We start from the raw sequence: 21,969 nt of genomic DNA, 5'->3' as shown, positions 1-21,969 counted from the left end.
AAACTTACCACAAGGGGCAAGAGTAATGTCCAACATCGTTGAAATCGCCGATCTGAAGCGGCTCGCCCAGCGCCGTGTCCCGAAAATGTTTTTCGATTATGCGGATTCGGGCGCATGGACTGAGTCGACCTATCGTGCCAACGAGGATGACTTCAAGAAGATCAAGCTGCGCCAGCGTGTGCTGGTCGACATGACCAACCGTTCGCTCGCAACGACCATGATCGGTCAGGATGTGGCCATGCCGGTCGCGCTTGCGCCGACAGGCCTCACCGGCATGCAGCACGCCGATGGCGAAATGCTGGCCGCTCAGGCTGCTGAGGCTTTCGGCGTGCCCTTCACGCTCTCCACGATGAGCATCTGCTCCATCGAGGATGTTGCCTCGGTGACCAAGAAGCCGTTCTGGTTCCAGCTTTATGTGATGAAGGACCGCGACTTCGTGAAGAACCTGATCGGTCGTGCCAAGGCCGCAGGCTGCTCGGCTCTCGTGCTGACGCTCGACCTGCAAATCCTCGGCCAGCGCCACAAGGATATCCGCAACGGTCTGTCCGCCCCGCCAAAGTTCACCCCGAAGCATATCTGGCAGATGGCGACCCGTCCCGGCTGGTGCCTGGGCATGATGGGCACGCAGCGCCGCACCTTCCGCAACATTGCCGGCCACGCCAAGAACGTGACCGACCTGTCCTCGCTTTCCTCCTGGACTGCAGAACAGTTCGACCCGCAGATGAACTGGAATGATGTGGCCTGGATCAAGGAACAATGGGGCGGCAAGCTGATCCTCAAGGGTATCCTTGATGTTGAAGATGCGAAGATGGCCGCCAAGACCGGCGCCGATGCCATCATCGTCTCCAACCATGGCGGCCGCCAGCTCGACGGCGCACCGTCGTCCATTTCCATGCTGAAGCCGATTGTCGACGCCGTGGGCGATCAGATCGAAGTGCATGTCGATGGCGGCATCCGCTCCGGTCAGGACGTGCTGAAGGCCCGCGCGCTCGGCGCACAGGGCGTCTTCATCGGTCGCCCCTTCCTCTATGGCCTCGGCGCCATGGGCAAGGAAGGCGTCTCGCTGGCGCTTGAGATCATCCGCAAAGAACTCGACGTCACCATGGCGCTATGCGGCAAGCGCGATATCAACACGATCGACGCATCGGTCCTGCATTCGGTCAATTTCTGATCTACATGATCAGCACATGCGTTGGAAAAGCCCGGCACTGCCGGGCTTTTGCTTGTTACGCACGCGATGACGGCGCTTTCGAGAGCAGCACCGTGCGAATGGCGAAGCTGGAATGGATGCGCGCCACGCCCGGCAGGCGCGACAGGATTTCCTTGTGAATGATTTCATAAGCCGCAGCGTTTTCAGCTTCGACGCGCAGAATATAATCCGCATCCCCCGTCATCAGATAGCATTCCTGCACTTCCGGGTGTCGCCGCACGGCTTCTTCAAAGCGGTTGAGATATTCTTCGGTCTGCCGGTCGAGCGTGATGCGCACAATGGCGACCAGCCGCTCGTCACCGCCTGATGAGCCGACGATGGCCGTATAGCCACGGATGACGCCGCCCTCCTCCAAAATCTGCACCCTTCGCAGACAGGCGGACTGGGACAGCCCCACTTCGGCGGCAAGCTGGCTGTTGGTCATGCGCCCGTCGCGGCGCAGGCAACGAATGATGTTCCGGTCAATACTGTCGAGTGTCGCCATGCATATTCTTCGAATGAAAAGCTAAAACGTGCGCAGGATGTGCCAAAATTCGCATAATCTGCGACAGATAGCAAAAACATTCGAATAGTCTTCGATTAATATATCTCGATGCCCGTTTGGATGCGGCAATGCATCCAGCGGATCAGGGGCAATAAGAATTGCGCAATGGATATGGTTGATATGTCGATGCATTTTTCGAAAGAGCAAAGCGATCTCGCCGCTGGCGGCGTGTTGACCATCGATCTTGCGGCGTTGCGGCACAATTATTCCGCCGTTGCGCGGCATATCGCGCCGACCCGCGCGGCAGCGGTCGTCAAGGCCGATGCCTATGGCCTTGGCGCGCAGCGCGTTGCGCCCGCCTTTTACGAAGCTGGCTGCCGCGACTTCTTCGTTGCGCATCTGGGCGAAGCCATCGCACTGCGGCCTGTGCTCAAAGCCGATGCGACGCTTTATGTGCTGAACGGCCTGCAACCCGGCACCGAAGCCGCCTGCGCCCGCGAAGGCATTGTGCCGGTGCTCAATTCTCTGGAACAGGTTGAAAACTGGGCCAATCTTGCGGCCAGCAGCGGCAAGAAACTGCCAGCGCTCCTGCAAGTCGATACCGGCATGTCGCGTCTTGGCCTTTCAGCCAGGGAACTGGACCGGCTGGCCGACAATCTGTCGCTGCTCGATGGCATCGATGTGCGGTTCATCATCAGCCATCTGGCGAGCGGCGATGAACCGGCAAACCCGGCCAATGCGAGCCAGCTTGCCGCCATGCGCGCAGCACTGGCGCGCCTGCCGAGACTGCCCGTCGCCTTCGCCAATTCGGGCGGCAGCTTCCTTGAAAAATCCTATCACTTCGACCTCGCACGCCCCGGCGTCGCGCTTTATGGCGTTGATCCGGCCACGGAGCACGAGGCGGAAAACCGGATCGTTCCGGTGCTGACATTGTCGGCGCGCGTCATTCAGGTGCGCGACGTGGAAAAGGGTGCGGCCATCGGTTATGGCGGCACCTATATCGCCGAAGGCCCCATGCGGATCGCCACCATTGCGGTGGGTTATGCCGATGGCTGGTTCCGTGCGCTCAGCAACAAGGGTTCGGCCTTTTATGGCGATACCCGCCTGCCCATCGTCGGGCGCGTTTCGATGGATTCCATCACGCTTGATGTCAGCGCTCTGCCGGAAGGCACGCTGAAGCTCGGCAGTCTCGTGGAACTGATCGGCCCGCATCAGCGTCTGGAAGACGTGGCGAGCGAATGTGACACGATCCCTTATGAAATTCTGACAGCGCTCGGCAACCGCTATGCCCGTATTTACGTGGATAGCGCGCGTTCGAGCCAAAATGCATAACAAAAAAGAGGCGAACATGCAGATTACCGTACTCGGCAGCGGCGTCATTGGCGTCACAACGGCTTACTATCTGGCCAAGCTTGGCCATGAAGTGACGGTCATCGACCGCGAGGAAGGTCCGGCGCTGGAAACCAGCTTCGCCAATGCCGGTCAGGTTTCGCCCGGCTATGCCTCGCCATGGGCGGCTCCCGGCATTCCGCTGAAAGCCGCAAAGTGGCTGTTCCAGAAGCATGCGCCGCTCATCATCCGCCCGACATCCGATCCCAAGCAGTATGTCTGGCTGATGCAGATGCTCGCCAACTGCACGGACAGCCGTTACAAGGTCAACAAGACCCGCATGGTGCGCGTGGCGGAATATAGCCGCGACGTCCTTGTCGATCTCCGCAAGGATACCGGCATCGAATATGACCAGCGCATGCAGGGCACGTTGCAGCTCTTCCGCGAGCAATATCAGCTCGATGGCATTGGCAAGGATATCGAAGTGCTGCGTCAGGACGGCGTACCGTTCGAAGTGCTCGACCGTGACGACTGCGCCAAGATTGAACCGGCGCTGGCCCGTGTGAAGGACAAGTTTGTCGGCGGCCTGCGCCTGCCCCATGACGAAACCGGCGACTGCTTCAAGTTCACCAATGCGCTGGCCAAGATTGCCGAAGGCATGGGCGTCAAGTTCCGCTTCGGTGTGAATATCAAGTCGCTGGTTCTGTCCGGTGGTCGCGTTTCCGGCGTGGAAACCTCAGACGGCATTCTCACAGCAGACCGTTATGTGGTCGCGCTCGGCAGCTACACGCCTGCGCTCGTAAAGTCGCTTGGCCTCAATGCGCCGATCTATCCGGTGAAGGGCTATTCGATCACCGCGCCGATCATCGACGAAGCCCGCGCGCCCGTCTCGACGGTTCTGGACGAAAGCTACAAGATCGCCATCACCCGCTTGGGCGACCGCATCCGTGTCGGCGGCATGGCGGAAGTGTCCGGCTTCACCAAGGATCTGCCGGCTGCCCGCCGCGCAACGCTCGACCTGTCGGTCAGCGATCTGTTCCCGGGCGGCGACCTCAAGGCCGCGACCTTCTGGTCCGGCCTGCGCCCGATGACACCAGATTCCACGCCGATCATCGGCGGAACCCGTTACGACAATGTGTTCATCAATGCCGGTCACGGTACGCTGGGCTGGACCATGTCTTGCGGCTCCGGCAAGCTTCTGGCCGATCTGGTCAGCGGCAACAAGCCGGATATCCGCGCCGACGATCTCGGCATCTCGCGCTACAACTAAAAAGTAGCCTGCGCGCCGTTGTGTTTCTCCGCATTTCCGAACGCATCGAAGCGGGATCAGAAATCAGTCCAGTGGACTGATTTCCCCGCGTAGGCGCTTCGCACTTTTGCTGGAAATGCTCTAGAAACTCGGCGGCGTGCAGGCGCTGACAACCTCGCAGGCTGTTGGCCCGATGCAGCGAAAGCGATGCGGCAGTTTTGAGGAAAAATAATAGGCGTCGCCCGGCCCCAATATGCGCCGGTCGCTGCCGACCGTCACCTCGATGCGGCCCGATATGACAATGCCGCCCTCCTCGCCCTCATGCATGAGCAGCACCTTGCCCGTGTCGGAGCCCGGCTCATACCGCTCCTTCAATATCTGCAACGAGCGCGCAAAAAGATGGTCGCCCACCTGCCGGTAGGAAATGGGGCCTTTGCCGATTTCCACCAGCTCTTCCGCCTGATAGAATACCTTGTGCGGCGTATCCGGCTCCAGCGCGAAAAACTCGGCCATGCCGATCGGAATACCATCGAGAATACGCTTGAGCGCGCCGACCGACGGATTGGACTGATTGGCCTCGATCAGCGATATGGTCGAGTTGGTCACACCAGCCCGTTTGGCAAGCTCGCGCTGCGACAGATTCTGCCGCATGCGCACATAGCGCAACCTTCCGCCGATATCGATGCTCATCGGACAATCCTCTTCTGTTTATGATGTTCGATATAGCATAATTTTCTGAAATCATCTCCATAAAATCAATAGCTTAAACATTTGAAGAAAAGGGCTTGTTGCCCTTCGCAAAGCGTGTCCTGTTGGCTTAAAATAGGAGGTTACCATGCTCACCAAAACCAACGCGCCCAGCCTTGAAAACTTCTGGATGCCGTTCACCGCAAACCGGCAGTTCAAGGCCGCTCCGCGCCTGCTCGCCAGCGCATCGGGTATGTATTACACCGACACCGACGGCCATCAGGTTCTCGACGGGACGGCTGGTCTGTGGTGCTGCAATGCCGGCCATGGCCGCAAGCGGATTACCGAAGCCGTTGAGCGCCAGATTTCCACGATGGACTTCGCGCCCACCTTCCAGATGGGCCACAATATTGCATTCGATTTCGCCGAAAAGCTCGCGGCCATCGCGCCGGGTGGTCCGGCTGCGCAGCTCGACCGCGTATTCTTCACCAATTCCGGTTCGGAATCGGTCGATACGGCGCTGAAGATCGCCATCGCCTATCAGCGCGCCATTGGTCAGGGCACCCGCACCATGGTGCTGGGTCGCGAAAAGGGCTATCACGGCGTTGGTTTCGGCGGCATTTCGGTTGGCGGTCTGGTCAACAATCGCCGCGTCTTCCCGCAGATCCCTGCCGACCATATGCGCCACACGCTCGACATCGAGCGCAATGCCTTCTCGAAGGGCCTGCCTGCGCATGGCATCGAGCTGGCGGATGATCTGGAACGTCTGGTTCAGCTGCACGGCGCTGAAAAGATTGCCGCGGTCATCATCGAGCCGATGTCCGGTTCGGCTGGCGTCGTTCTGCCGCCGAAGGGCTATCTGGAGCGCATCCGCGCCACCGCCGACAAATACGGCATCCTGCTGATCTTCGACGAAGTCATCACCGGTTTCGGTCGTCTCGGCACGCCGTTTGCCGTCGATTATTTCGGCGTGGTTCCAGACCTCGTCACCACCGCCAAGGGCCTGACCAACGGCGCTATTCCGATGGGCGCAGTCTTCGCCGCGCGCAAGGTATATGACGGCCTGATGACCGGTCCGGAAAACGCAATCGAGCTTTTCCACGGCTACACCTATTCCGGCCATCCGGTCGCTTGTGCCGCTGGCCTTGCAACACTGGAAGTCTACGCCGAAGAAGGCCTGCTGACCCGTGGTGCGCAGCTTGCCGATCATTGGCAGGAAGCACTGCATTCGCTGAAAGATGCGCCGAATGTCGTCGACATCCGCAATCTCGGTCTGGTCGGCGCTATTGAGCTGTCGTCGCGCAAGGACGCACCGGGCGCACGCGCCTATGACGTCTTCGTGGATTGCTTCAAGAAGGGCCTGCTGATCCGCGTCACCGGCGATGTGATTGCACTATCGCCGCCGCTGATCGTGGAAAAGGAACAGATCGACACAATCGTTTCGGTCATCCGCGACGCCCTGAAGCGCGCCGCCTAAAACTTCCAACCAATGCGCGGTGTGATCTCCACCCAGATCATACCGCCACTTGGCCGCCGCTCCCATTGCGGCGGCTTTTTTCTTAGAGCATTTCCAGCAAAAGTGCGAAGCGGTTTTGCGTAGGATAATGCGTGAAAGCAAATGGATAGAGCGGTTCCGACGATTCTGTTAAAATAGGAACCGCTCTAGCGCGGTCAGCCCTGCGAAGGCGTGAATCTGGCCACCAGCGCGTGGCTGTCGCCAGGATAGGTGAAGCGCACATGCGTCACGGGCAGATCGGCGTTCCAAGTCTGGCGTTCAACGACCAGACAGGGTGAACCCGGCGCAATATCGAGCAATGCAGCGTTTTCCGGCGTGGCCGCTGTGGCGCGAATGGAGTGCTGTGCACTGCTCCACGGCACACAGGCCACGAGCCACGGACCGGGCGAATGTTCGGAAAAGTCCGCTGCCGCCGCATCCGGCACCGCGTCCAGATTGATGATGCGTTCTTCCAGCGCGAAAACCCGCTGTCCGGCGTGATGGCGGCAAACCAGATCGATGATCTGCGTGTGGCGCGGAATATCGATCTTCTGCGCATCGGCTGGCCCGCTCAGACGGTCCCAGCGCTTGAGCAGTTCGAACCGGTACGGCGCGCCGAGCGCTGCAACCTCATCGCGAATATCATGAATTTCGAGAATGGCGGCCTGCGAACGCGGGAAGGAAACGAAGCTGCCGGACTTGCGCTTGCGCTCAATCAGTCCGGCCTTGGCAAGCTGGGTCAGCGCCTTGTTCACCGTCATGCGCGAACAGCCATATTGTTCGGTCAGCTCGTGCTCGAACGGGATACGGTGCCCCGGCGCCCATTCCCCCGACAGGATGCGCGATTCAATATCGTCCAAAATACGCTGATGCAGTGAAAGCACCGGACCGTCTTTTGTCGCTGAATCGCCATCCGCCATGCCACGTCCCCTTTGTTTTCCCGCTTTTGCCGGAAATGCGTCAGGCAAGCAACTCGCCTATCGCCTTCTGGAAAGCACGCTCGGCCTGATCGCGCAAGCGGTGACGTCCGCCCTCCACCTGTTTCACGCCGCGTACCCACACATCACTGACCTGCGCGCGACCGGCAAAAATCCAGCCATCCAGCACGGCATCGCCCTTGGCGTGCGGCAGACGCCCGGTATCCAGCGCGACAAAATCCGCCGAAGCGCCCAGCTTCAATCCGTCATCGGCGCGACCCATCGCGATGTTGCCGCCGCGCACCGCGCCATCAAACAGGGCGCGCCCCGTGGAAGCTTCACTTTCGGCCAGCACATTGCGGGCGCGATGATGGAGGCGCTGCGAATATTCCAGCTGACGCAATTCATCGCCAATGCCGATCAGCACATTCGAATCCGAACCGACACCGAACTTGCCGCCCGCCTCCGCAAACACCGTTGCATTGAAGGTTCCGTCGCCGAGATTGGCTTCCGTCACAGGGCAGAGACCGGCAATCGCCCCGGCCTTGGCCATGCGTCGGGTTTCGTCGTCCGTCATATGGGTCGCATGGATCAGGCACCAGCGCGAGGAAAGATCCTGATTATCGAGAAGCCACTCGACCGGACGCTTGCCCGACCAGACAATGCTGTCTTCCACTTCCTTCACCTGCTCGGCCACATGGATATGCACTGGCGTCTCGGGCAGAAGCTTCGTCACCCGATTGAGTTCATCCGGCGTCACGGCGCGCAGGCTGTGCGGCGCGACACCAAGAACCGCGCCGTCGAAACCCGACAGCGCCTGTTTGCAGCCTTCGATCAGCCGCGCAAAGCGGTCCGGATCGTTGATGAAGCGGCGCTGGCCTTCATTGGGCGCGCTGCCGCCGAAACCCGAACGTGCATAGAAAACCGGAAGCAGCGTCAGGCCAATGCCTGCCGCCTTCGCGGCAGCGACAATGCGGTCAGCCATTTCGGAGAGATTGGCATAGGGCGTGCCGTCGCGATCATGATGCAGATAATGAAATTCGCCGACGCGGGTGAACCCGGCCTCCAGCATGTCGACATAAAGCCGCAATGCCACAACTTCCGCCTGTTCGGGCGACATGGTGAGCGCGAATTTGTACATGATCTCGCGCCAGCTCCAGAACGAATCGGCAGAGGGGCCGCGCTTTTCAGCAAGCCCCGCCATCCCATACTGGAACGCATGGCTGTGCAGGTTCGGCATGCCTGCGACAATCGCCGCGTGGCGTTCATCCCCTGCCCCGGCAGCCTTGTCGGCCTCAAGAGAAGTGATCTTTCCATCGGCAATGCCAATGCGGACATTCTCGGCCCAGCCATTGTCGAGAAGCGCCTGACCGGCATGGATAAAACGCAGTTCGGGCGTAGCAGCTGACATGAATAGGTTCTCCTCAAATGTTCCCGCACAGACCAGCTCAATATGTTGCCATTCCAATGCGAAAAGCCGTGTCACAGTTTTCAGGCTAGAATGCCATCTTTCAACAGTTCGCTTGTCTGCGCATTTTTCTCTTGGCTGTTTCAGTAATATGTATATACATTATCAAAAAACAGGGGAAGCGAGAAAACGCTCATGCTCAAAAATTCAAGCACCGTTTTTATCAATGCGCGCATTGCGACGCTGGACGAAGACGCGGACGGCCTCGGCCTCATCGAGAACGCAGCACTTGCCGTCAAGGACGGTTTGATCGCCTATGTCGGCCCGCAGTCGGCACTGCCGGAAGACTATGCGACCTTTGACAAAATCGATTGCGAAAACCGGCTGATCACGCCGGGCCTCGTCGATTGTCACACCCATCTCGTTCATGCCGGAAATCGCGCGCATGAATTCGAGCTGCGCTTGCAGGGCGCTTCCTATGAGGAAGTTGCACGGGCCGGTGGCGGCATTGTTTCCTCGGTCAAGAACCTGCGTGCTGCCAGCGAAGACGATCTGGTGCGTGAGACCCTGCCCCGTCTTGATGCGCTGATCGCCGAAGGCGTGACCACCGTCGAGGTCAAATCCGGTTACGGTCTCGATCGCGACAGCGAAATCAAGTCGCTGAAAGCCGCCCGTCGGCTTGGCGAAGAGCGCGACGTGGCAATCCGCACCACTTTCCTTGGCGCGCACGCACTGCCGCCGGAAATGAATGGCGACAAGGCTGCCTATATCGACAAGATCGTCGATGACATGCTGCCTGCCATTGCAGCCGCGCATCTGGCCGATGCAGTGGATGGTTTCTGCGAGGGCATCGCCTTCCTGCCGGATGAAATCGCCCGGGTATTCGATGCGGCCAAGGCGCATGGCATCGCGGTCAAGCTTCACGCCGACCAGCTTTCCAATCTGCATGGCGCAGCCCTTGCCGCATCCTATGGCGCATTGTCCGCCGATCACCTTGAATATACCGATGCGGAAGGTGCTGCCGCCATGGCCAAGGCCGGAACAGTGGCCGTGCTGCTTCCCGGCGCTTATTACTTCATCCGCGAAACCCAGAAGCCGCCGGTTGAAGCCTTCCGCGCTGCGGGCACAAAGATGGCGCTTGCCACCGACAACAATCCGGGCACATCGCCGCTGACCTCGCTTCTGCTCACCATGAATATGGGCGCAACGCTCTTCCGCATGACGGTTGATGAATGCATCGCAGGCGTCACCCGTGAGGCTGCACGCGCCCTTGGCATTCTCGATCAGACCGGCACGCTGGAAGTTGGCAAGGATGCCGATCTGGCCATCTGGAACGTCGAGCGCCCCGCCGAACTCGTCTACCGTATCGGCTTCAACCCGCTGTGGAAGCGGGTTTTCAAGGGTCGAATTTAATATTGTCCGTATGGGCCTGGCCCATACGGGAACCCAACGGAGCCTTTCATGACCATTATCCTCAAGCCCGGTTCTGTTCCGCTTGAAACGCTGGAAACAATATATCGCGATGCGGTTCCCGTCCGCATCGACCCCGCATTTCATGCCGGTGTTGAAAAAGCCGCTGCGCGCATTGCAGAAATCGCAGCAGGCGACGAGCCGGTTTACGGCATCAATACCGGCTTCGGCAAACTCGCCTCAATCCGCATCGCGCCCGGCGATGTCGCCACGCTTCAGCGCAACCTGATCCTGTCGCATTGCTGCGGCGTCGGCGATGCGCTGCCGGAAAACATCGTGCGCCTCATCATGGCGCTGAAGCTGATTTCGCTCGGTCGCGGTGCGTCCGGCGTGCGGCTTGAAGTCATCACGCTTCTCGAAGACATGCTGGCAAAAGGCGTGATCCCGATGATCCCGGAAAAGGGTTCTGTCGGCGCGTCCGGCGACCTTGCGCCGCTGGCCCACATGACTGCCGCCATGATCGGCGAAGGTGAAGCCTTCTATCAGGGCGAACGCCTCTCCGGCGCAAAGGCGCTGGAAAAGGCTGGCCTGAAGCCGGTCGTGCTTGCCGCCAAGGAAGGGCTGGCGCTGATCAACGGCACGCAGACATCGACGGCCCTCGCACTGGCGGGTCTGTTCCGCGCTCATCGCGCAGCGCAGACGGCTCTGATCACCGGCGCACTGTCCACCGATGCCGCCATGGGATCCGATGCCCCGTTCCACGAGGAAATCCACACGCTGCGCGGCCATAAGGGCCAGATCGATGCTGGCCGTGCATTGCGCGCCCTGCTCGACGGTTCGGTCATTCGCCAGAGCCATCTTGAAGGCGACCAGCGCGTGCAGGACCCCTATTGCATCCGTTGCCAGCCGCAGGTCGATGGCGCTTGCCTCGACATTCTGCGACAGGCCGCCCGCACGCTGGAAATCGAAGCCAACGCGGTTACCGACAATCCGCTGGTTCTCTCGGATGGACGCGCCGTATCGGGCGGCAACTTCCACGCCGAACCTGTCGCCTTCGCCGCCGACCAGATTGCGCTTGCCGTCTGCGAAATCGGCGCAATCGCCCAGCGCCGTATCGCGCTGCTGGTCGATCCGGCGCTGTCCTTCGGCCTGCCGGCTTTCCTCGCCCGCAAGCCGGGGCTCAATTCCGGCCTGATGATCGCAGAAGTCACCTCTGCCGCGTTGATGAGCGAAAACAAGCAGATGGCGCATCCGGCTTCCGTCGATTCCACGCCAACCTCCGCCAATCAGGAAGACCATGTGTCCATGGCCTGCCATGGCGCGCGCCGCCTGTTGCAGATGACCGCCAATCTCAATGCCATCATCGGCATCGAAGCCCTGACCGGCGGACTGGGCGTCGAGCTGCGCGAGCCGCTAACCACCAGCCCGGAACTGGCCAAGGTCATCGCCGTGTTGCGCGGGCGCGTGCCGACGCTGGAAGACGACCGCTATATGGCCGACGACCTCAAGAATGCCGCCGATCTGGTGGCTGACGGTGCGCTTGCCGGTGCGGTTTCGAGCGGCATCCTACCTGCACTGGAGGCGTGATCATGAGTCCGTTTGAAGTTCGTCAGGGAACATCGCCGGTCATTATCGGCCTGTCGCACACCGGAACCGATGTGCCGCAGGATATCTGGGCGCGTCTCAACGACAATGGCAAAATTCTTGCCGATACCGACTGGCATATTCACAAGCTCTATGACGATCTCATCGACGACGCGACCATGGTGCGTGCAACCTTCCATCGCTATTGCATCGATGCCAATCGCGATCCGGCGGGCGCAAGCCTCTATCCGGGACAGAACACCACGACGCTGATTCCGGAAACCGACTTTGACGGGCTTTCGATCTGGAAGGATGGAGAAGCGCCGACCGAGGCCGATATTGCCGACCGCACAGCGCGTTTTCACAAGCCCTATCATGAGGCGCTGGCCGCCGAGATCGAGCGCGTAAAGGCAATCCACGGCGTCGCCATCCTCTATGACTGCCATTCGATCCGCTCGCATATTCCGTTCCTGTTTGAAGGTAAATTGCCCGATTTCAACATCGGCACGGATATGGGCAAGACCTGCGATCCGAGGATCGAGGCGGCAGCTGTCGAAGTAACCGCCAAGGCAGATGGTTACACGTCGATCCTCAATGGCCGTTTCAAAGGCGGCTGGACGACGCGCCATTACGGCAAGCCGGAAACCGGCGTCCACGCCATCCAGATGGAGCTTGCCCAATCGACCCATCTTGTAACCGAAGCCGTTCCCTTCGCCTATGATCAGGCCAAGGCAGACAAGCTGCGCGTCCATCTCAAAACCCTTTTGCAGCGACTGGAAAAAATCGCGCACGAACTCAAATCCTGAGGAGAACACCATGTCGAACCCACGCCATAATGAGCGCGAAGTCCGAGCGCCGCGCGGAGACGAACTCAACGCCAAGAGCTGGCTGACCGAAGCGCCGCTGCGCATGCTGATGAACAATCTCGACCCCGACGTGGCCGAGCGCCCGCATGAGCTGGTGGTCTATGGCGGCATTGGCCGCGCTGCCCGCACCTGGGACGATTTCGACCGCATCGTTGCGACCCTCAAGACGCTCAATGAAGATGAAACCCTGCTCGTGCAGTCGGGCAAGCCGGTCGGCGTTTTCCGCACCCACAAGGATGCGCCGCGTGTTCTGATCGCCAATTCCAACCTCGTGCCGCATTGGGCAACCTGGGATCATTTCAACGAACTGGATAAGAAGGGTCTCGCCATGTATGGCCAGATGACCGCCGGTTCTTGGATCTATATCGGTGCGCAGGGCATCGTTCAGGGCACTTACGAAACCTTTGTCGAAGCCGGTCGCCAGCATTTTGACGGCAACCTCACCGGCAAGTGGATTCTGACCGGCGGCCTCGGCGGCATGGGCGGCGCGCAGCCTCTGGCGGCGGTGATGGCTGGCGCCTGCTGCCTCGCCGTCGAATGCGACGAGACCCGCGCCGATTTCCGTCTGCGCACCCGTTATGTCGATGAAAAGACCCACAGTCTCGACGAAGCGCTGGCCAGGATCGATGCCTGGACCAAGGCAGGCGAGGCAAAGTCCATTGCGCTGATCGGCAATGCGGCTGAAATCTTCCCGGAACTCGTCAAGCGCGGCGTGAAGCCGGATATCGTGACCGACCAGACCTCCGCGCATGATCCGGTGCATGGCTATCTGCCGCTCGGCTGGACCGTCGCCGAATGGCGCGCCAAGCAGGAGAGCGATCCGAAAGCCGTCGAAAAAGCCGCGCGCGCTTCGATGAAGCTGCATGTGCAGGCAATGGTCGACTTCTGGAATATGGGCATTCCAACCCTCGATTATGGCAATAATATTCGCCAGATGGCACTGGAAGAAGGCCTCGAAGACGCCTTTGCCTTCCCCGGCTTCGTGCCGGCCTATATCCGCCCGCTATTCTGCCGCGGCATCGGTCCGTTCCGTTGGGCGGCCCTTTCCGGCGATCCGGAAGATATTGCGAAGACCGACGCCAAGGTGAAGGAACTGCTGCCGGACAACAAGCATCTGCACAACTGGCTCGACATGGCGAAAGAACGCATCGCGTTTCAGGGCCTGCCAGCACGCATTTGCTGGGTTGGCCTCGGCGACCGCCATCGCCTCGGCCTTGCCTTCAACGAAATGGTCCGCAATGGCGAGCTGAAAGCGCCTATCGTCATCGGTCGCGACCATCTCGATAGCGGCTCGGTCGCTTCGCCAAACCGCGAAACGGAAGCCATGAAAGACGGTTCGGATGCCGTGTCCGACTGGCCACTCCTCAACGCCCTCCTCAACACCGCTTCAGGTGCAACCTGGGTGTCACTGCATCATGGCGGCGGCGTCGGCATGGGCTTCAGCCAGCATTCGGGCATGGTCATCTGCTGCGACGGCACGGAAGATGCGGACCGCCGTCTGGAGCGCGTTCTGTGGAACGACCCGGCCACCGGCGTCATGCGCCATGCCGATGCGGGCTATGAAGTCGCGCTCGATTGGGCCAAGCAGCAGGGCCTGCGCTTGCCCGGCATTCTTGGGAACTGAGGTCGAATGGCCGTCACTCTTCTCAAGGCCGAAAATCATCGCCGCATGCCGTGGAAAAACGGCGGCGGCGTGACGGTTGAGATCGCCGTCCACCCGCAAGGCGCGTCAGTCGATGATTTCGACTGGCGTATTTCTATGGCAACCGTCGCAAATGACGGCCCATTTTCCGTCTTTCCCGGTATCGACCGAACATTGTCGGTGCTGGAGGGCGACGGCATCCTGCTCGATGTCGACGGACAGGCGAGCACCCTCACCCGCGAAAGCACCCCCTTGGCTTTTGCGGCTGACAGCCGTTCGGCAGCGCGCCTGATCGGCTCCGCCATCACCGACCTCAATGTCATGACCCGACGCACGCGCTATACGCATCGCGTCCGCCGCATCACCGGGAGCAATGCTGCGGCGACATTGGAAACCGGAACTTCGGGCGAGACGATGCTTATTTTCTGTGCAGAAGGAGAGTTTGCACTCCAGACCGACACGGGAATCGCGCATCTCGGTCCGCATGACGCGGCGATCCTGGCTGCGCCTGTCAAAAATTCCGTTGAACTTAAGGGTAAGGGAGACCTGTTCCTGATCACGATTACTGCAATCGGATCAGACGCTTAAATAAATTCCCGCCAGAAATGCCCGCAAAGAAATCTTTGTCTGCCTCTCTGGACAGGAAATACGGTCCTGCTAATTTGCTGAGATCGATATGTATAGGCTTATAAACACATAAAAGGGGTACTATTCATGAAAAAATCGTGGTTTGCCGGTGTTGCGCTGGCAGCATTCGCTTTCGCATCGGCAGCACATGCTGAGACAGCCGTTTCCATCGGCTTTTCCGGCTGGACGGGTTTTGGCCCGCTGACGCTGGCCAAGGAAGCCGGCATTTTCAAGAAGCACGGACTGGACGTGACGCTGAACAAAATCCCGCAGGCGAGCCGCCATCTGGCGCTGGCATCGGGAGACATTCAGTGCGCAGCCACCACCGTTGAAACCTGGATCGTCTGGAACGCTGTTGGTGTGAAGTCCAAGCAGATTTTCCAAATGGACAAGTCCTATGGTGCTGACGGCATTGCAGTGCGCGCCGACGTCAACTCCTTCGCCGATCTGAAGGGCAAGACGATTGCGGCTTCTGCACCGGGCACCTCGCCTTACTTCCTGCTGGCCTTCATGCTCGCCAAAAACGGCATGACCACCAAGGATGTGAAGGTCGTCAACATGGAGCCGGGACCGGCAGCACAGGCTTTTGTGGCTGGCCAGAACGACGCCGCCATGACCTACGAGCCTTATCTCTCGACAGTGCGTGCGGCGCCTGACAAGGGCAAGATTCTCGCCACGACGCTCGACTATCCGGCTGTGACGGATACGGTTGGTTGCACACCTGCCTTCCTCGAAAAGAACCCGGAAGCTGCCAAGGCGCTTGCCGACAGCTATTTCGAAGCGCTGGACATGATCGCTGCCGACAAGGACAAGGCCTATGAAATCATGGGCAAGGACGTGAAGCAGTCGGGCAAGGAGTTTGGTGCCTCTGCCGAATATCTGCGCTGGCAGGACAAGGCTGCCAACCACAAGTTCTTCGATGGCGAGTTCAAGGAATTCACCGCTGAAGCAGCTGATCTGCTGTTGCAAGCTGGCGTGATCAAGTCGAAGCCGAACCTCGATGACATCGTGGATACGAGCTTCATCAAGTAAGATCGCTTTCTGGAACGCAGCTCGAACGGCATGAAACGCTTTTCGGGCAAAGCGTTCAAAACAGATAGTGAGTGCTGTTCCGGGCGGCGACGCCCGGACCGACCTCTCCCCTTCCGTCTCTCTTTGAAGACGGGCGCGCGACTGAACGGACAATGACATGCAGCCTTTGCAGCCGATAGGCAACACGACCCGGGTCTTACTGGGCATCCTGTTTTTCATTCTATTTTTTGTATTCTGGGGCATTGCCACGCTTGGCGGCTTTGTCTCCGCCACCTTCCTCGCCGATCCGATCACCATGGTCAAAGACGGCTACGACCTCATCGCCAATCAGGGCTTCCTGTCCGATATCGGCATGACGGTCTGGCGCGTGCTGGGCGGCTTCGTGCTGGCAAGCCTCGTTGCCATTCCGGTCGGTGTGGCCATGGGCGCCTACAAGCCCATCGAAGCACTGCTGGAGCCTTTCGTCTCCTTTGCGCGCTATCTGCCTGCTTCGGCTTTCGTGCCGCTCCTGATCCTCTGGGCTGGCATCGGCGAAACCCAGAAGCTGCTCGTTATCTTCATCGGCGCGGTTTTCCAGATCATTCTTATGATCGCCGTCATCGTCGCCAATACCCGCCGCGATCTGGTGGAAGCAGCCTATACGCTCGGCGCGTCCAACAGCGGGATCATCCGCCGCGTGCTCATGCCTGCCAGCGCACCCGACATTGCTGAAACACTGCGTCTCGTGCTCGGCTGGGCATGGACCTATGTGATCGTGGCCGAACTCATCGGCGCATCGTCGGGTATCGGCTATATGATCATCAACAGCCAGGCGCTGATGGCCACTGGCCAGATCATTTTCGGCATCATCATCATCGGCGTCATCGGCCTGATTTCCGATCTTGCCTTCAAATATTTCAACCGCTGGCTCTTTGCATGGAGGTTCGCATAATGGCTCCCAAGACCGATCAGGAACTGGTTGTTAAGGGCGTCAGCCGCACCTTCCCCGGCGTGCATGGCGGCAAGCCGACGCTGGCCCTGCAAGCAACCGATCTCATCATTCCAAAGAACGACTTCGTCACCATTCTCGGCCCTTCGGGCTGCGGCAAGTCCACGCTTCTGCGCATCATCGCCGGTCTCGACAAGCCGACGACGGGCACGGTGACGCTGGAAGGCAAGCCGGTTACCGGCCCCGGTGCTGATCGCGGCATGGTGTTCCAGTCCTATACGCTGTTTCCATGGCTGACCATTCGTCAGAATGTCGGTTTTGGCCTGCGTGAAAAGGGCCTGCCGGAAAAAGAGGCCCGCGAAATCGTCGACAGCTATATCGACAAGGTGGGGCTGCGCGGGTTTGAAAATCACTGGCCGAAGCAGCTTTCGGGCGGTATGCAGCAGCGCACCGCCATTGCCCGCGCATTGGCCAATGATCCAAAGATCCTGTTGCTCGACGAGCCATTCGGCGCGCTCGACAACCAGACGCGCGGCCTGATGCAGGAACTGCTGCTCGGCATCTGGGAGCGCGAGCACAAGACCGTGATTTTCGTCACCCACGATATCGAAGAAGCGATCTTCATGGCCACCCGTGTGGTCACGATGACCGCACGCCCCGGCAAGATCAAATCGATCACGCCGGTCGATATCGCGCATCCGCGTTCCTACCACGTCAAGGCAAGCCCGGAATTTTCCGAACTGCGCCTCAAACTGACGGAAGAAATCCGCAGCGAAGCCATTGAAGCAGCCAGGCAGGCTGCCTGAAAATAACGGTTTCTTGAGATTATCGGGTGAATTATGAAAGGGCTGCGACATTCGTCGCGGCCCTTTCTTTTCAGGACAGATTCCACCATGGCCGTTACAGCAGAAGACCTCGAGAACCGTATTGTCTACGTCAACGGTGACTATGTTGCCGCGCGCGATGCCCGCATTTCCATTTTCGACCGAGGCTTCCTTTTCGGCGACGGCATTTATGAAGTAACCGCCGTGCTGGAAGGCAAGCTGATCGACAGCGGCCCGCATATGACACGCTTGCGCCGTTCCACCGGCGAAATCGGCATTCCGATGCCATTGAGCGAAGACGAGATCGTCGCGATCGAGCGCGAGCTGGTGCGCCGCAACAATCTGACCGAGGGGCTGGTCTATCTACAGATCACCCGTGGCGATGGCCGCGACCGCGACTTTGTGCCGGGTAAAGGTATCAAGCCATCAGTGGTTCTGTTCACGCAGGAAGCCAATCTGCTCGACAAGCCTGCGCTGAAAACCGGCGCACGCGTGCTCTCGCTGGATGATCTGCGCTGGAAGCGCCGCGACATCAAGACGGTGTGCCTGCTGCCGCAAGCGCTCGCCAAGGAAATCGCCAAGAATGCCGGTTGCGATGAAGCCTGGATGATCGAGGACGGCTATGTCACCGAAGGCGCATCGTCCACGGCCTATATCGTGACCAACGACGATGTCGTCGTCACGCGCCCCAACAGCAACGCCATTCTGCCCGGCTGCACGCGCCTGTCGCTGCTGCAACTGATCGCGGAGACCGGCATGAAGCTGGAAGAACGCCTTTTCACCATCGACGAAGCCTACGCGGCCAAGGAAGCTTTTCTCACCAGCGCCGGCACATTCGTCACTCCGATCACCGTCATTGACGACAAGACCATCGGCACGGGCAAGCCCGGCCCTGTCGCCCAGCGCCTGCGCGAGATCTATCTCGATCACGCCCGCCGAACCGCGATCTAACAAAGCAGAACCGCGCCGGAATTGCTTCCGGCGCGGTCTGGAGCTTCGCCCGCCCCCCGACGGCGAAGCCGCAAAACATGTGACGCTGGCCTCCTTTGCAGGCCGCCAGAGTCAGAACATCAGCGTTTCTGGTTGTAGACGTCGATACAGACCGCACCCAGCAGCACGATACCCTTGATGACCTGCTGATAGTCGATACCGATGCCGAGGATCGACATGCCGTTGTTCATGACGCCCATGATAAGCGCGCCGATCACTGCACCTGTCACGCGACCCACACCGCCATAAGCCGATGCACCACCGATGAAGCAGGCTGCGATCACGTCCAGCTCGAAGCCGATACCGGCCTTGGGCGTTGCCGTATTCAGGCGCGCCGCGAAAACCAGACCGGCCAGAGCTGCCAGCACACCCATATTGACGAAAGCGAGGAAGGTCAGTCGTTCGGTCTTCACGCCGGACAGCTTGGCCGCATGGCGGTTGCCGCCGACCGCATAAATCTGGCGACCGATCACCGTGCGGTTGGTGAGAAACGCATAGGCCGCAATCAGCACCGCCATGATGATCAGCACATTCGGCAGTCCGCGATGCATGGAAATCAGGAGTGACAAATAGGCAATGGCCGCAAAGAACAGAATGTTCTTGATGACAAACAGGCCAAACGGCTCCGTTTCCACTTCATGCGCAATATGGCGCTGACGCGACTTCACATTCTGCCAGATCATGAAAGCGGCCAGCAGCACGCCGATGATCAGCGAAGTCAGATAGACGCCGCCTGCCGTGGTGCCGAAAATTTCGGGGATGAAGCCCGATGAGAGCTTCTGGAACACGACCGGGAACGGGCCGACCGACTGGCCGCCGAGCACCGCCAGCATCAGGCCCTTGAAGACCAGCATGCCCGCCAGCGTCACAATGAAGGACGGTATGTTGAAATAGGCGACCCAGAAGCCCTGCAACGCGCCGATCAGACCACCAACCACAAGACAGAGAATGGCGGCAATCGGGAACGGGATGCCCCAATGCACCATCATAACCGCCGCCAGTGCGCCGACGAAACCACACACCGAACCAACCGACAGGTCGATATGGCCGGTCACGATGATCAGCAGCATGCCGAGCGCCATGATGACGATATAGCTGTTCTGCAGAACCAGATTGGTCAGGTTCAGCGGCTTCATCAGCACGCCGCCCGTGACGATCTGGAAGAAGATCATGATCGCGACGAGCGAGAGCAGCATCCCGGATTCGCGCAGATTGTTCTTGAGATAACGCCCCACGCTGCTCGTCTGGCTGCTTCCGATAATATTCTCGCTCATTGCCGTTTTCCCTTGTTCCGCATGATGGCGCGCATGATGTTTTCCTGCGTTGCCTCTTCGCCGGCGACTTCGCCGACGAAAGCGCCTTCATGCATGACGACGATGCGGTCGCAGATGCCGATCAGTTCCGGCATTTCCGAAGAAATGACGACCACGCCCTTGCCGCTCTCCGCCAGTGAATTGATGATGGTGTAAATGTCGTATTTCGCGCCGACATCGATGCCGCGCGTCGGCTCATCGAGGATGAGCACATCCGGTCCCGTGAACAGCCATTTCGACAGCACGACCTTCTGCTGGTTGCCGCCCGAAAGCGTGCCGGTCTGCTGAAAGACATTGTGGCTGCGAATGCTCATCTGGTTGCGATATTCACCGGCAACCTTCATTTCGCGAATATCGTCGATGACGCCCTTCGGGCTGACGCCACGCAGATTGGCCAGCGAAACGTTACGCGCAATGTTTTCACCCAGAACGAGGCCGAGCTTCTTGCGATCCTCGGTCACATAGGCAAGCCCGGATTTGATCGCGCGCGCCACGGTGGAAATATCAGCAGCCTTGCCGTTGATACGCGCCTCGCCGGTGATATTCGTACCCCACGAACGCCCGAACAGGCTCATCGCGAATTCAGTGCGGCCAGCGCCCATCAGGCCTGCAATGCCGACGATTTCGCCCGCCTTGACCTTGAACGACACGTTCTTGACCGAATGCCGCTCTGGGTGCAGCGGATGATAGACGGACCAGTTGTCGACCTCCAAAATCACGTCCCCGATCTTCGGGTCACGCTTCGGATAGCGGCTTTCCAGATCGCGATCGACCATCTTGCGGATGATATCGTCTTCCTCGACCTCACCTGCATGACAATCAAGTGTCGCCACGGCCTTGCCGTCGCGCAGCACTGTGATCTTGTCGGCAACTTCGCGAATTTCATTGAGCTTGTGCGAGATCAGGATCGAGGTGATGCCCTGCGCGCGAAACTCCTTCAGGAGCGTCAGAAGCGCTGCACTGTCCGTTTCGTTCAGACTGGCCGTCGGTTCATCGAGGATCAGCAAGCGCACGCGCTTTGACAAGGCCTTGGCGATTTCCACCAGCTGCTGCTTGCCGATACCGATATCGGTGATCAGCGTATCGGGCGATTCCGACAGGCCGACCTTTTTTAAAAGTTCCCGCGTGCGCATATGCACGGCACTGCGGTCGATGACGCCACGGCTCGCCGGTGGATTGACGAGGAAAATATTTTCCGCAATCGACATCAGCGGGATCAGCGCCAGCTCCTGATGGATGATGACGATGCCCAACGCTTCGGAATCATTGATGTCGCGAAACTGCCGTTCTTCTCCGTCGAAGAAGATCGAACCTTCATAGCTGCCATGGGGGTAGACCCCCGAGAGCACCTTCATGAGTGTGGATTTGCCAGCGCCATTTTCGCCGACAAATGCGTGAATCTCCCCCGGCATGACCGTGAAATTGACGTCGCTCAACGCCTTCACGACCCCGAAGGATTTGCTGATGCCGCGCATTTCAAGAATAGGTTTGCCAGCCGCGTTGTGCTGGCCTCCCTGCTCCTCAAGCGGGACAGGATTGGCTACATTCATCGCTCACTCCCGACAGAGCGCCTCGCATCCCTCCGGATGCTCAACACGACGCTCCAAACCCTGTTGAACCCTGCCCATTCGAAGCCCCGTTGCCGTTGCTTTAACTGATGGCGCAGGATTTCCGAATGCCATTGCCTTCAGGCTAGAGCCTTGTTTCAGAATGTGTTTTTAAACACGCACTAAAAAAGACAACGCTGTCAATCTTACGGCCTACCCCAGTTCAAAACTGAGGTAAGCTTGGGATTGAGGCAATGGCATTACAGAAATTCGATGCTGTTTCAGGCGAAACCGGAACACTGCCGGATTTTCGGCCCGAAACCGCGCATATGCAAGGTGGTGTCGAACGCGCCGTCAAGCTGCACCATCGGGCGCGTCCGCCTCCACTCTTTTTCAAGCGTAATCTTAATCGATCCTCGTTTCACGA

19 protein-coding genes are annotated in these 21,969 nt (G+C 59.3%); 13 read left to right on the top strand and 6 right to left on the bottom strand.

From position 1 onward, the window contains the following. The first annotated feature begins 25 nt into the window (after positions 1-25). Positions 26-1,171 carry an alpha-hydroxy acid oxidase gene (locus tag FHW00_RS04555; protein ID WP_078338829.1) on the top strand — a complete coding sequence of 382 codons (1,146 nt, stop codon included), beginning with the start codon at positions 26-28 and terminating at the stop codon, positions 1,169-1,171. Positions 1,172-1,226: 55 nt separating this feature from the next. Here the strand turns inward: FHW00_RS04555 and FHW00_RS04550 are convergent, their stop codons facing one another. Next, on the bottom strand, positions 1,227-1,694 hold the full coding sequence (locus FHW00_RS04550) for an Lrp/AsnC family transcriptional regulator (RefSeq protein WP_078338830.1): 468 nt from the start codon (positions 1,692-1,694) through the stop codon (positions 1,227-1,229). 171 nt (positions 1,695-1,865) lie between these two features. On the opposite strand from FHW00_RS04550, the gene alr reads away from it, so the two are divergent. Next, positions 1,866-3,026, top strand: coding sequence for an alanine racemase (gene alr, locus FHW00_RS04545; protein WP_078338880.1), 1,161 nt, complete (start codon positions 1,866-1,868; stop codon positions 3,024-3,026). A 16-nt stretch (positions 3,027-3,042) separates the two neighbouring features. Next, entirely contained in the window at positions 3,043-4,293 is a 1,251-nt protein-coding gene (locus FHW00_RS04540) for a D-amino acid dehydrogenase (protein ID WP_078338881.1), read from the top strand. Between the two features lie 120 nt (positions 4,294-4,413). Here FHW00_RS04540 and FHW00_RS04535 read toward each other — a convergent pair whose 3' ends face one another. Next, the gene (locus tag FHW00_RS04535; RefSeq protein WP_078338831.1) at positions 4,414-4,962 is read right to left on the bottom strand and encodes a cupin domain-containing protein; all 549 of its coding nucleotides are present in this window, start codon (positions 4,960-4,962) and stop codon (positions 4,414-4,416) included. Positions 4,963-5,107: 145 nt separating this feature from the next. On the opposite strand from FHW00_RS04535, the gene FHW00_RS04530 reads away from it, so the two are divergent. Beyond that, positions 5,108-6,436, top strand: coding sequence for an aspartate aminotransferase family protein (locus FHW00_RS04530; RefSeq protein WP_078338832.1), 1,329 nt, complete (start codon positions 5,108-5,110; stop codon positions 6,434-6,436). Between the two features lie 194 nt (positions 6,437-6,630). On the opposite strand, the gene hutC is transcribed toward FHW00_RS04530, so the two are convergent. Both hutC and FHW00_RS04520 read right to left on the bottom strand, forming a co-directional pair. Next, positions 6,631-7,374 carry a histidine utilization repressor gene (hutC, locus tag FHW00_RS04525; RefSeq protein ID WP_078338834.1) on the bottom strand — a complete coding sequence of 248 codons (744 nt, stop codon included), beginning with the start codon at positions 7,372-7,374 and terminating at the stop codon, positions 6,631-6,633. A 40-nt stretch (positions 7,375-7,414) separates the two neighbouring features. Further along, a complete protein-coding gene (locus FHW00_RS04520; protein WP_078338835.1) occupies positions 7,415-8,782 on the bottom strand; it encodes a formimidoylglutamate deiminase in 1,368 nt (455 codons plus the stop codon). Positions 8,783-8,974: 192 nt separating this feature from the next. Between FHW00_RS04520 and hutI the strand changes: the two genes are divergently transcribed. From hutI to FHW00_RS04475, 9 genes are all read left to right on the top strand, one after another. Further along, positions 8,975-10,192: an imidazolonepropionase gene (gene hutI, locus FHW00_RS04515; RefSeq protein WP_078338836.1), complete on the top strand. Its 1,218-nt coding sequence runs from the start codon at positions 8,975-8,977 to the stop codon at positions 10,190-10,192. 48 nt (positions 10,193-10,240) lie between these two features. Beyond that, entirely contained in the window at positions 10,241-11,776 is a 1,536-nt protein-coding gene (gene hutH / locus FHW00_RS04510) for a histidine ammonia-lyase (RefSeq protein ID WP_078338837.1), read from the top strand. 2 nt (positions 11,777-11,778) lie between these two features. After that, on the top strand, positions 11,779-12,579 hold the full coding sequence (gene hutG, locus FHW00_RS04505; protein WP_078338838.1) for an N-formylglutamate deformylase: 801 nt from the start codon (positions 11,779-11,781) through the stop codon (positions 12,577-12,579). Positions 12,580-12,589: 10 nt separating this feature from the next. Next, complete coding sequence (gene hutU / locus FHW00_RS04500; RefSeq protein WP_078338839.1) at positions 12,590-14,263, top strand: urocanate hydratase; 1,674 nt, start codon at positions 12,590-12,592, stop codon at positions 14,261-14,263. A gap of 6 nt (positions 14,264-14,269) precedes the next feature. Beyond that, positions 14,270-14,869 carry a HutD/Ves family protein gene (locus tag FHW00_RS04495; RefSeq protein ID WP_078338840.1) on the top strand — a complete coding sequence of 200 codons (600 nt, stop codon included), beginning with the start codon at positions 14,270-14,272 and terminating at the stop codon, positions 14,867-14,869. Between the two features lie 126 nt (positions 14,870-14,995). Beyond that, positions 14,996-15,940, top strand: a complete 945-nt coding sequence (locus tag FHW00_RS04490) for an ABC transporter substrate-binding protein (RefSeq protein ID WP_078338841.1) — start codon at positions 14,996-14,998, stop codon at positions 15,938-15,940. A 157-nt stretch (positions 15,941-16,097) separates the two neighbouring features. Beyond that, complete coding sequence (locus FHW00_RS04485) at positions 16,098-16,871, top strand: ABC transporter permease (protein ID WP_078338842.1); 774 nt, start codon at positions 16,098-16,100, stop codon at positions 16,869-16,871. After that, positions 16,871-17,674 (top strand): ABC transporter ATP-binding protein, encoded by an 804-nt coding sequence (locus FHW00_RS04480; protein ID WP_078338843.1) that lies wholly within the window; start codon positions 16,871-16,873, stop codon positions 17,672-17,674. The genes FHW00_RS04485 and FHW00_RS04480 overlap by 1 nt, the downstream gene beginning before the upstream one ends. An 87-nt stretch (positions 17,675-17,761) precedes the next feature. Further along, entirely contained in the window at positions 17,762-18,643 is an 882-nt protein-coding gene (locus FHW00_RS04475) for a D-amino-acid transaminase (RefSeq protein ID WP_078338882.1), read from the top strand. A 119-nt stretch (positions 18,644-18,762) separates the two neighbouring features. Here FHW00_RS04475 and mmsB read toward each other — a convergent pair whose 3' ends face one another. Together mmsB and mmsA are read right to left on the bottom strand one after the other, a co-directional pair. Continuing rightward, positions 18,763-19,956, bottom strand: a complete 1,194-nt coding sequence (gene mmsB / locus FHW00_RS04470; protein ID WP_078338844.1) for a multiple monosaccharide ABC transporter permease — start codon at positions 19,954-19,956, stop codon at positions 18,763-18,765. Next, complete coding sequence (mmsA, locus tag FHW00_RS04465; protein ID WP_078338845.1) at positions 19,953-21,545, bottom strand: multiple monosaccharide ABC transporter ATP-binding protein; 1,593 nt, start codon at positions 21,543-21,545, stop codon at positions 19,953-19,955. The genes mmsB and mmsA overlap by 4 nt, the downstream gene beginning before the upstream one ends. Positions 21,546-21,969: the final 424 nt, after the last annotated feature.

Origin of the sequence: Ochrobactrum sp. P6BSIII (assembly GCF_014138065.1) — a bacterium.
In the GTDB taxonomy this organism is placed as follows: domain Bacteria; phylum Pseudomonadota; class Alphaproteobacteria; order Rhizobiales; family Rhizobiaceae; genus Brucella.
Note: the sequence above shows the minus strand (reverse complement) of the source record. Positions and strands in the feature narration are given on the sequence as shown.

Bases quoted from the DNA above. Each gene is read 5' to 3' on its own strand.
- FHW00_RS04555 (WP_078338829.1), top strand. From the start codon at position 26: ATGTCCAACATCGTTGAAATCGCCGATCTGAAGCGGCTCGCCCAGCGC.
- FHW00_RS04475 (WP_078338882.1), top strand. From the start codon at position 17,762: ATGGCCGTTACAGCAGAAGACCTCGAGAACCGTATTGTCTACGTCAAC.
- FHW00_RS04540 (WP_078338881.1), top strand. From the start codon at position 3,043: ATGCAGATTACCGTACTCGGCAGCGGCGTCATTGGCGTCACAACGGCT.
- alr (WP_078338880.1), top strand. From the start codon at position 1,866: ATGGTTGATATGTCGATGCATTTTTCGAAAGAGCAAAGCGATCTCGCC.
- hutI (WP_078338836.1), top strand. From the start codon at position 8,975: ATGCTCAAAAATTCAAGCACCGTTTTTATCAATGCGCGCATTGCGACG.
- FHW00_RS04530 (WP_078338832.1), top strand. From the start codon at position 5,108: ATGCTCACCAAAACCAACGCGCCCAGCCTTGAAAACTTCTGGATGCCG.
- hutU (WP_078338839.1), top strand. From the start codon at position 12,590: ATGTCGAACCCACGCCATAATGAGCGCGAAGTCCGAGCGCCGCGCGGA.
- FHW00_RS04480 (WP_078338843.1), top strand. From the start codon at position 16,871: ATGGCTCCCAAGACCGATCAGGAACTGGTTGTTAAGGGCGTCAGCCGC.
- FHW00_RS04520 (WP_078338835.1), bottom strand. From the start codon at position 8,782: ATGTCAGCTGCTACGCCCGAACTGCGTTTTATCCATGCCGGTCAGGCG.
- hutH (WP_078338837.1), top strand. From the start codon at position 10,241: ATGACCATTATCCTCAAGCCCGGTTCTGTTCCGCTTGAAACGCTGGAA.
- FHW00_RS04495 (WP_078338840.1), top strand. From the start codon at position 14,270: ATGGCCGTCACTCTTCTCAAGGCCGAAAATCATCGCCGCATGCCGTGG.
- FHW00_RS04485 (WP_078338842.1), top strand. From the start codon at position 16,098: ATGCAGCCTTTGCAGCCGATAGGCAACACGACCCGGGTCTTACTGGGC.
- hutG (WP_078338838.1), top strand. From the start codon at position 11,779: ATGAGTCCGTTTGAAGTTCGTCAGGGAACATCGCCGGTCATTATCGGC.
- FHW00_RS04550 (WP_078338830.1), bottom strand. From the start codon at position 1,694: ATGGCGACACTCGACAGTATTGACCGGAACATCATTCGTTGCCTGCGC.
- hutC (WP_078338834.1), bottom strand. From the start codon at position 7,374: ATGGCGGATGGCGATTCAGCGACAAAAGACGGTCCGGTGCTTTCACTG.
- FHW00_RS04535 (WP_078338831.1), bottom strand. From the start codon at position 4,962: ATGAGCATCGATATCGGCGGAAGGTTGCGCTATGTGCGCATGCGGCAG.
- mmsB (WP_078338844.1), bottom strand. From the start codon at position 19,956: ATGAGCGAGAATATTATCGGAAGCAGCCAGACGAGCAGCGTGGGGCGT.
- mmsA (WP_078338845.1), bottom strand. From the start codon at position 21,545: ATGAATGTAGCCAATCCTGTCCCGCTTGAGGAGCAGGGAGGCCAGCAC.
- FHW00_RS04490 (WP_078338841.1), top strand. From the start codon at position 14,996: ATGAAAAAATCGTGGTTTGCCGGTGTTGCGCTGGCAGCATTCGCTTTC.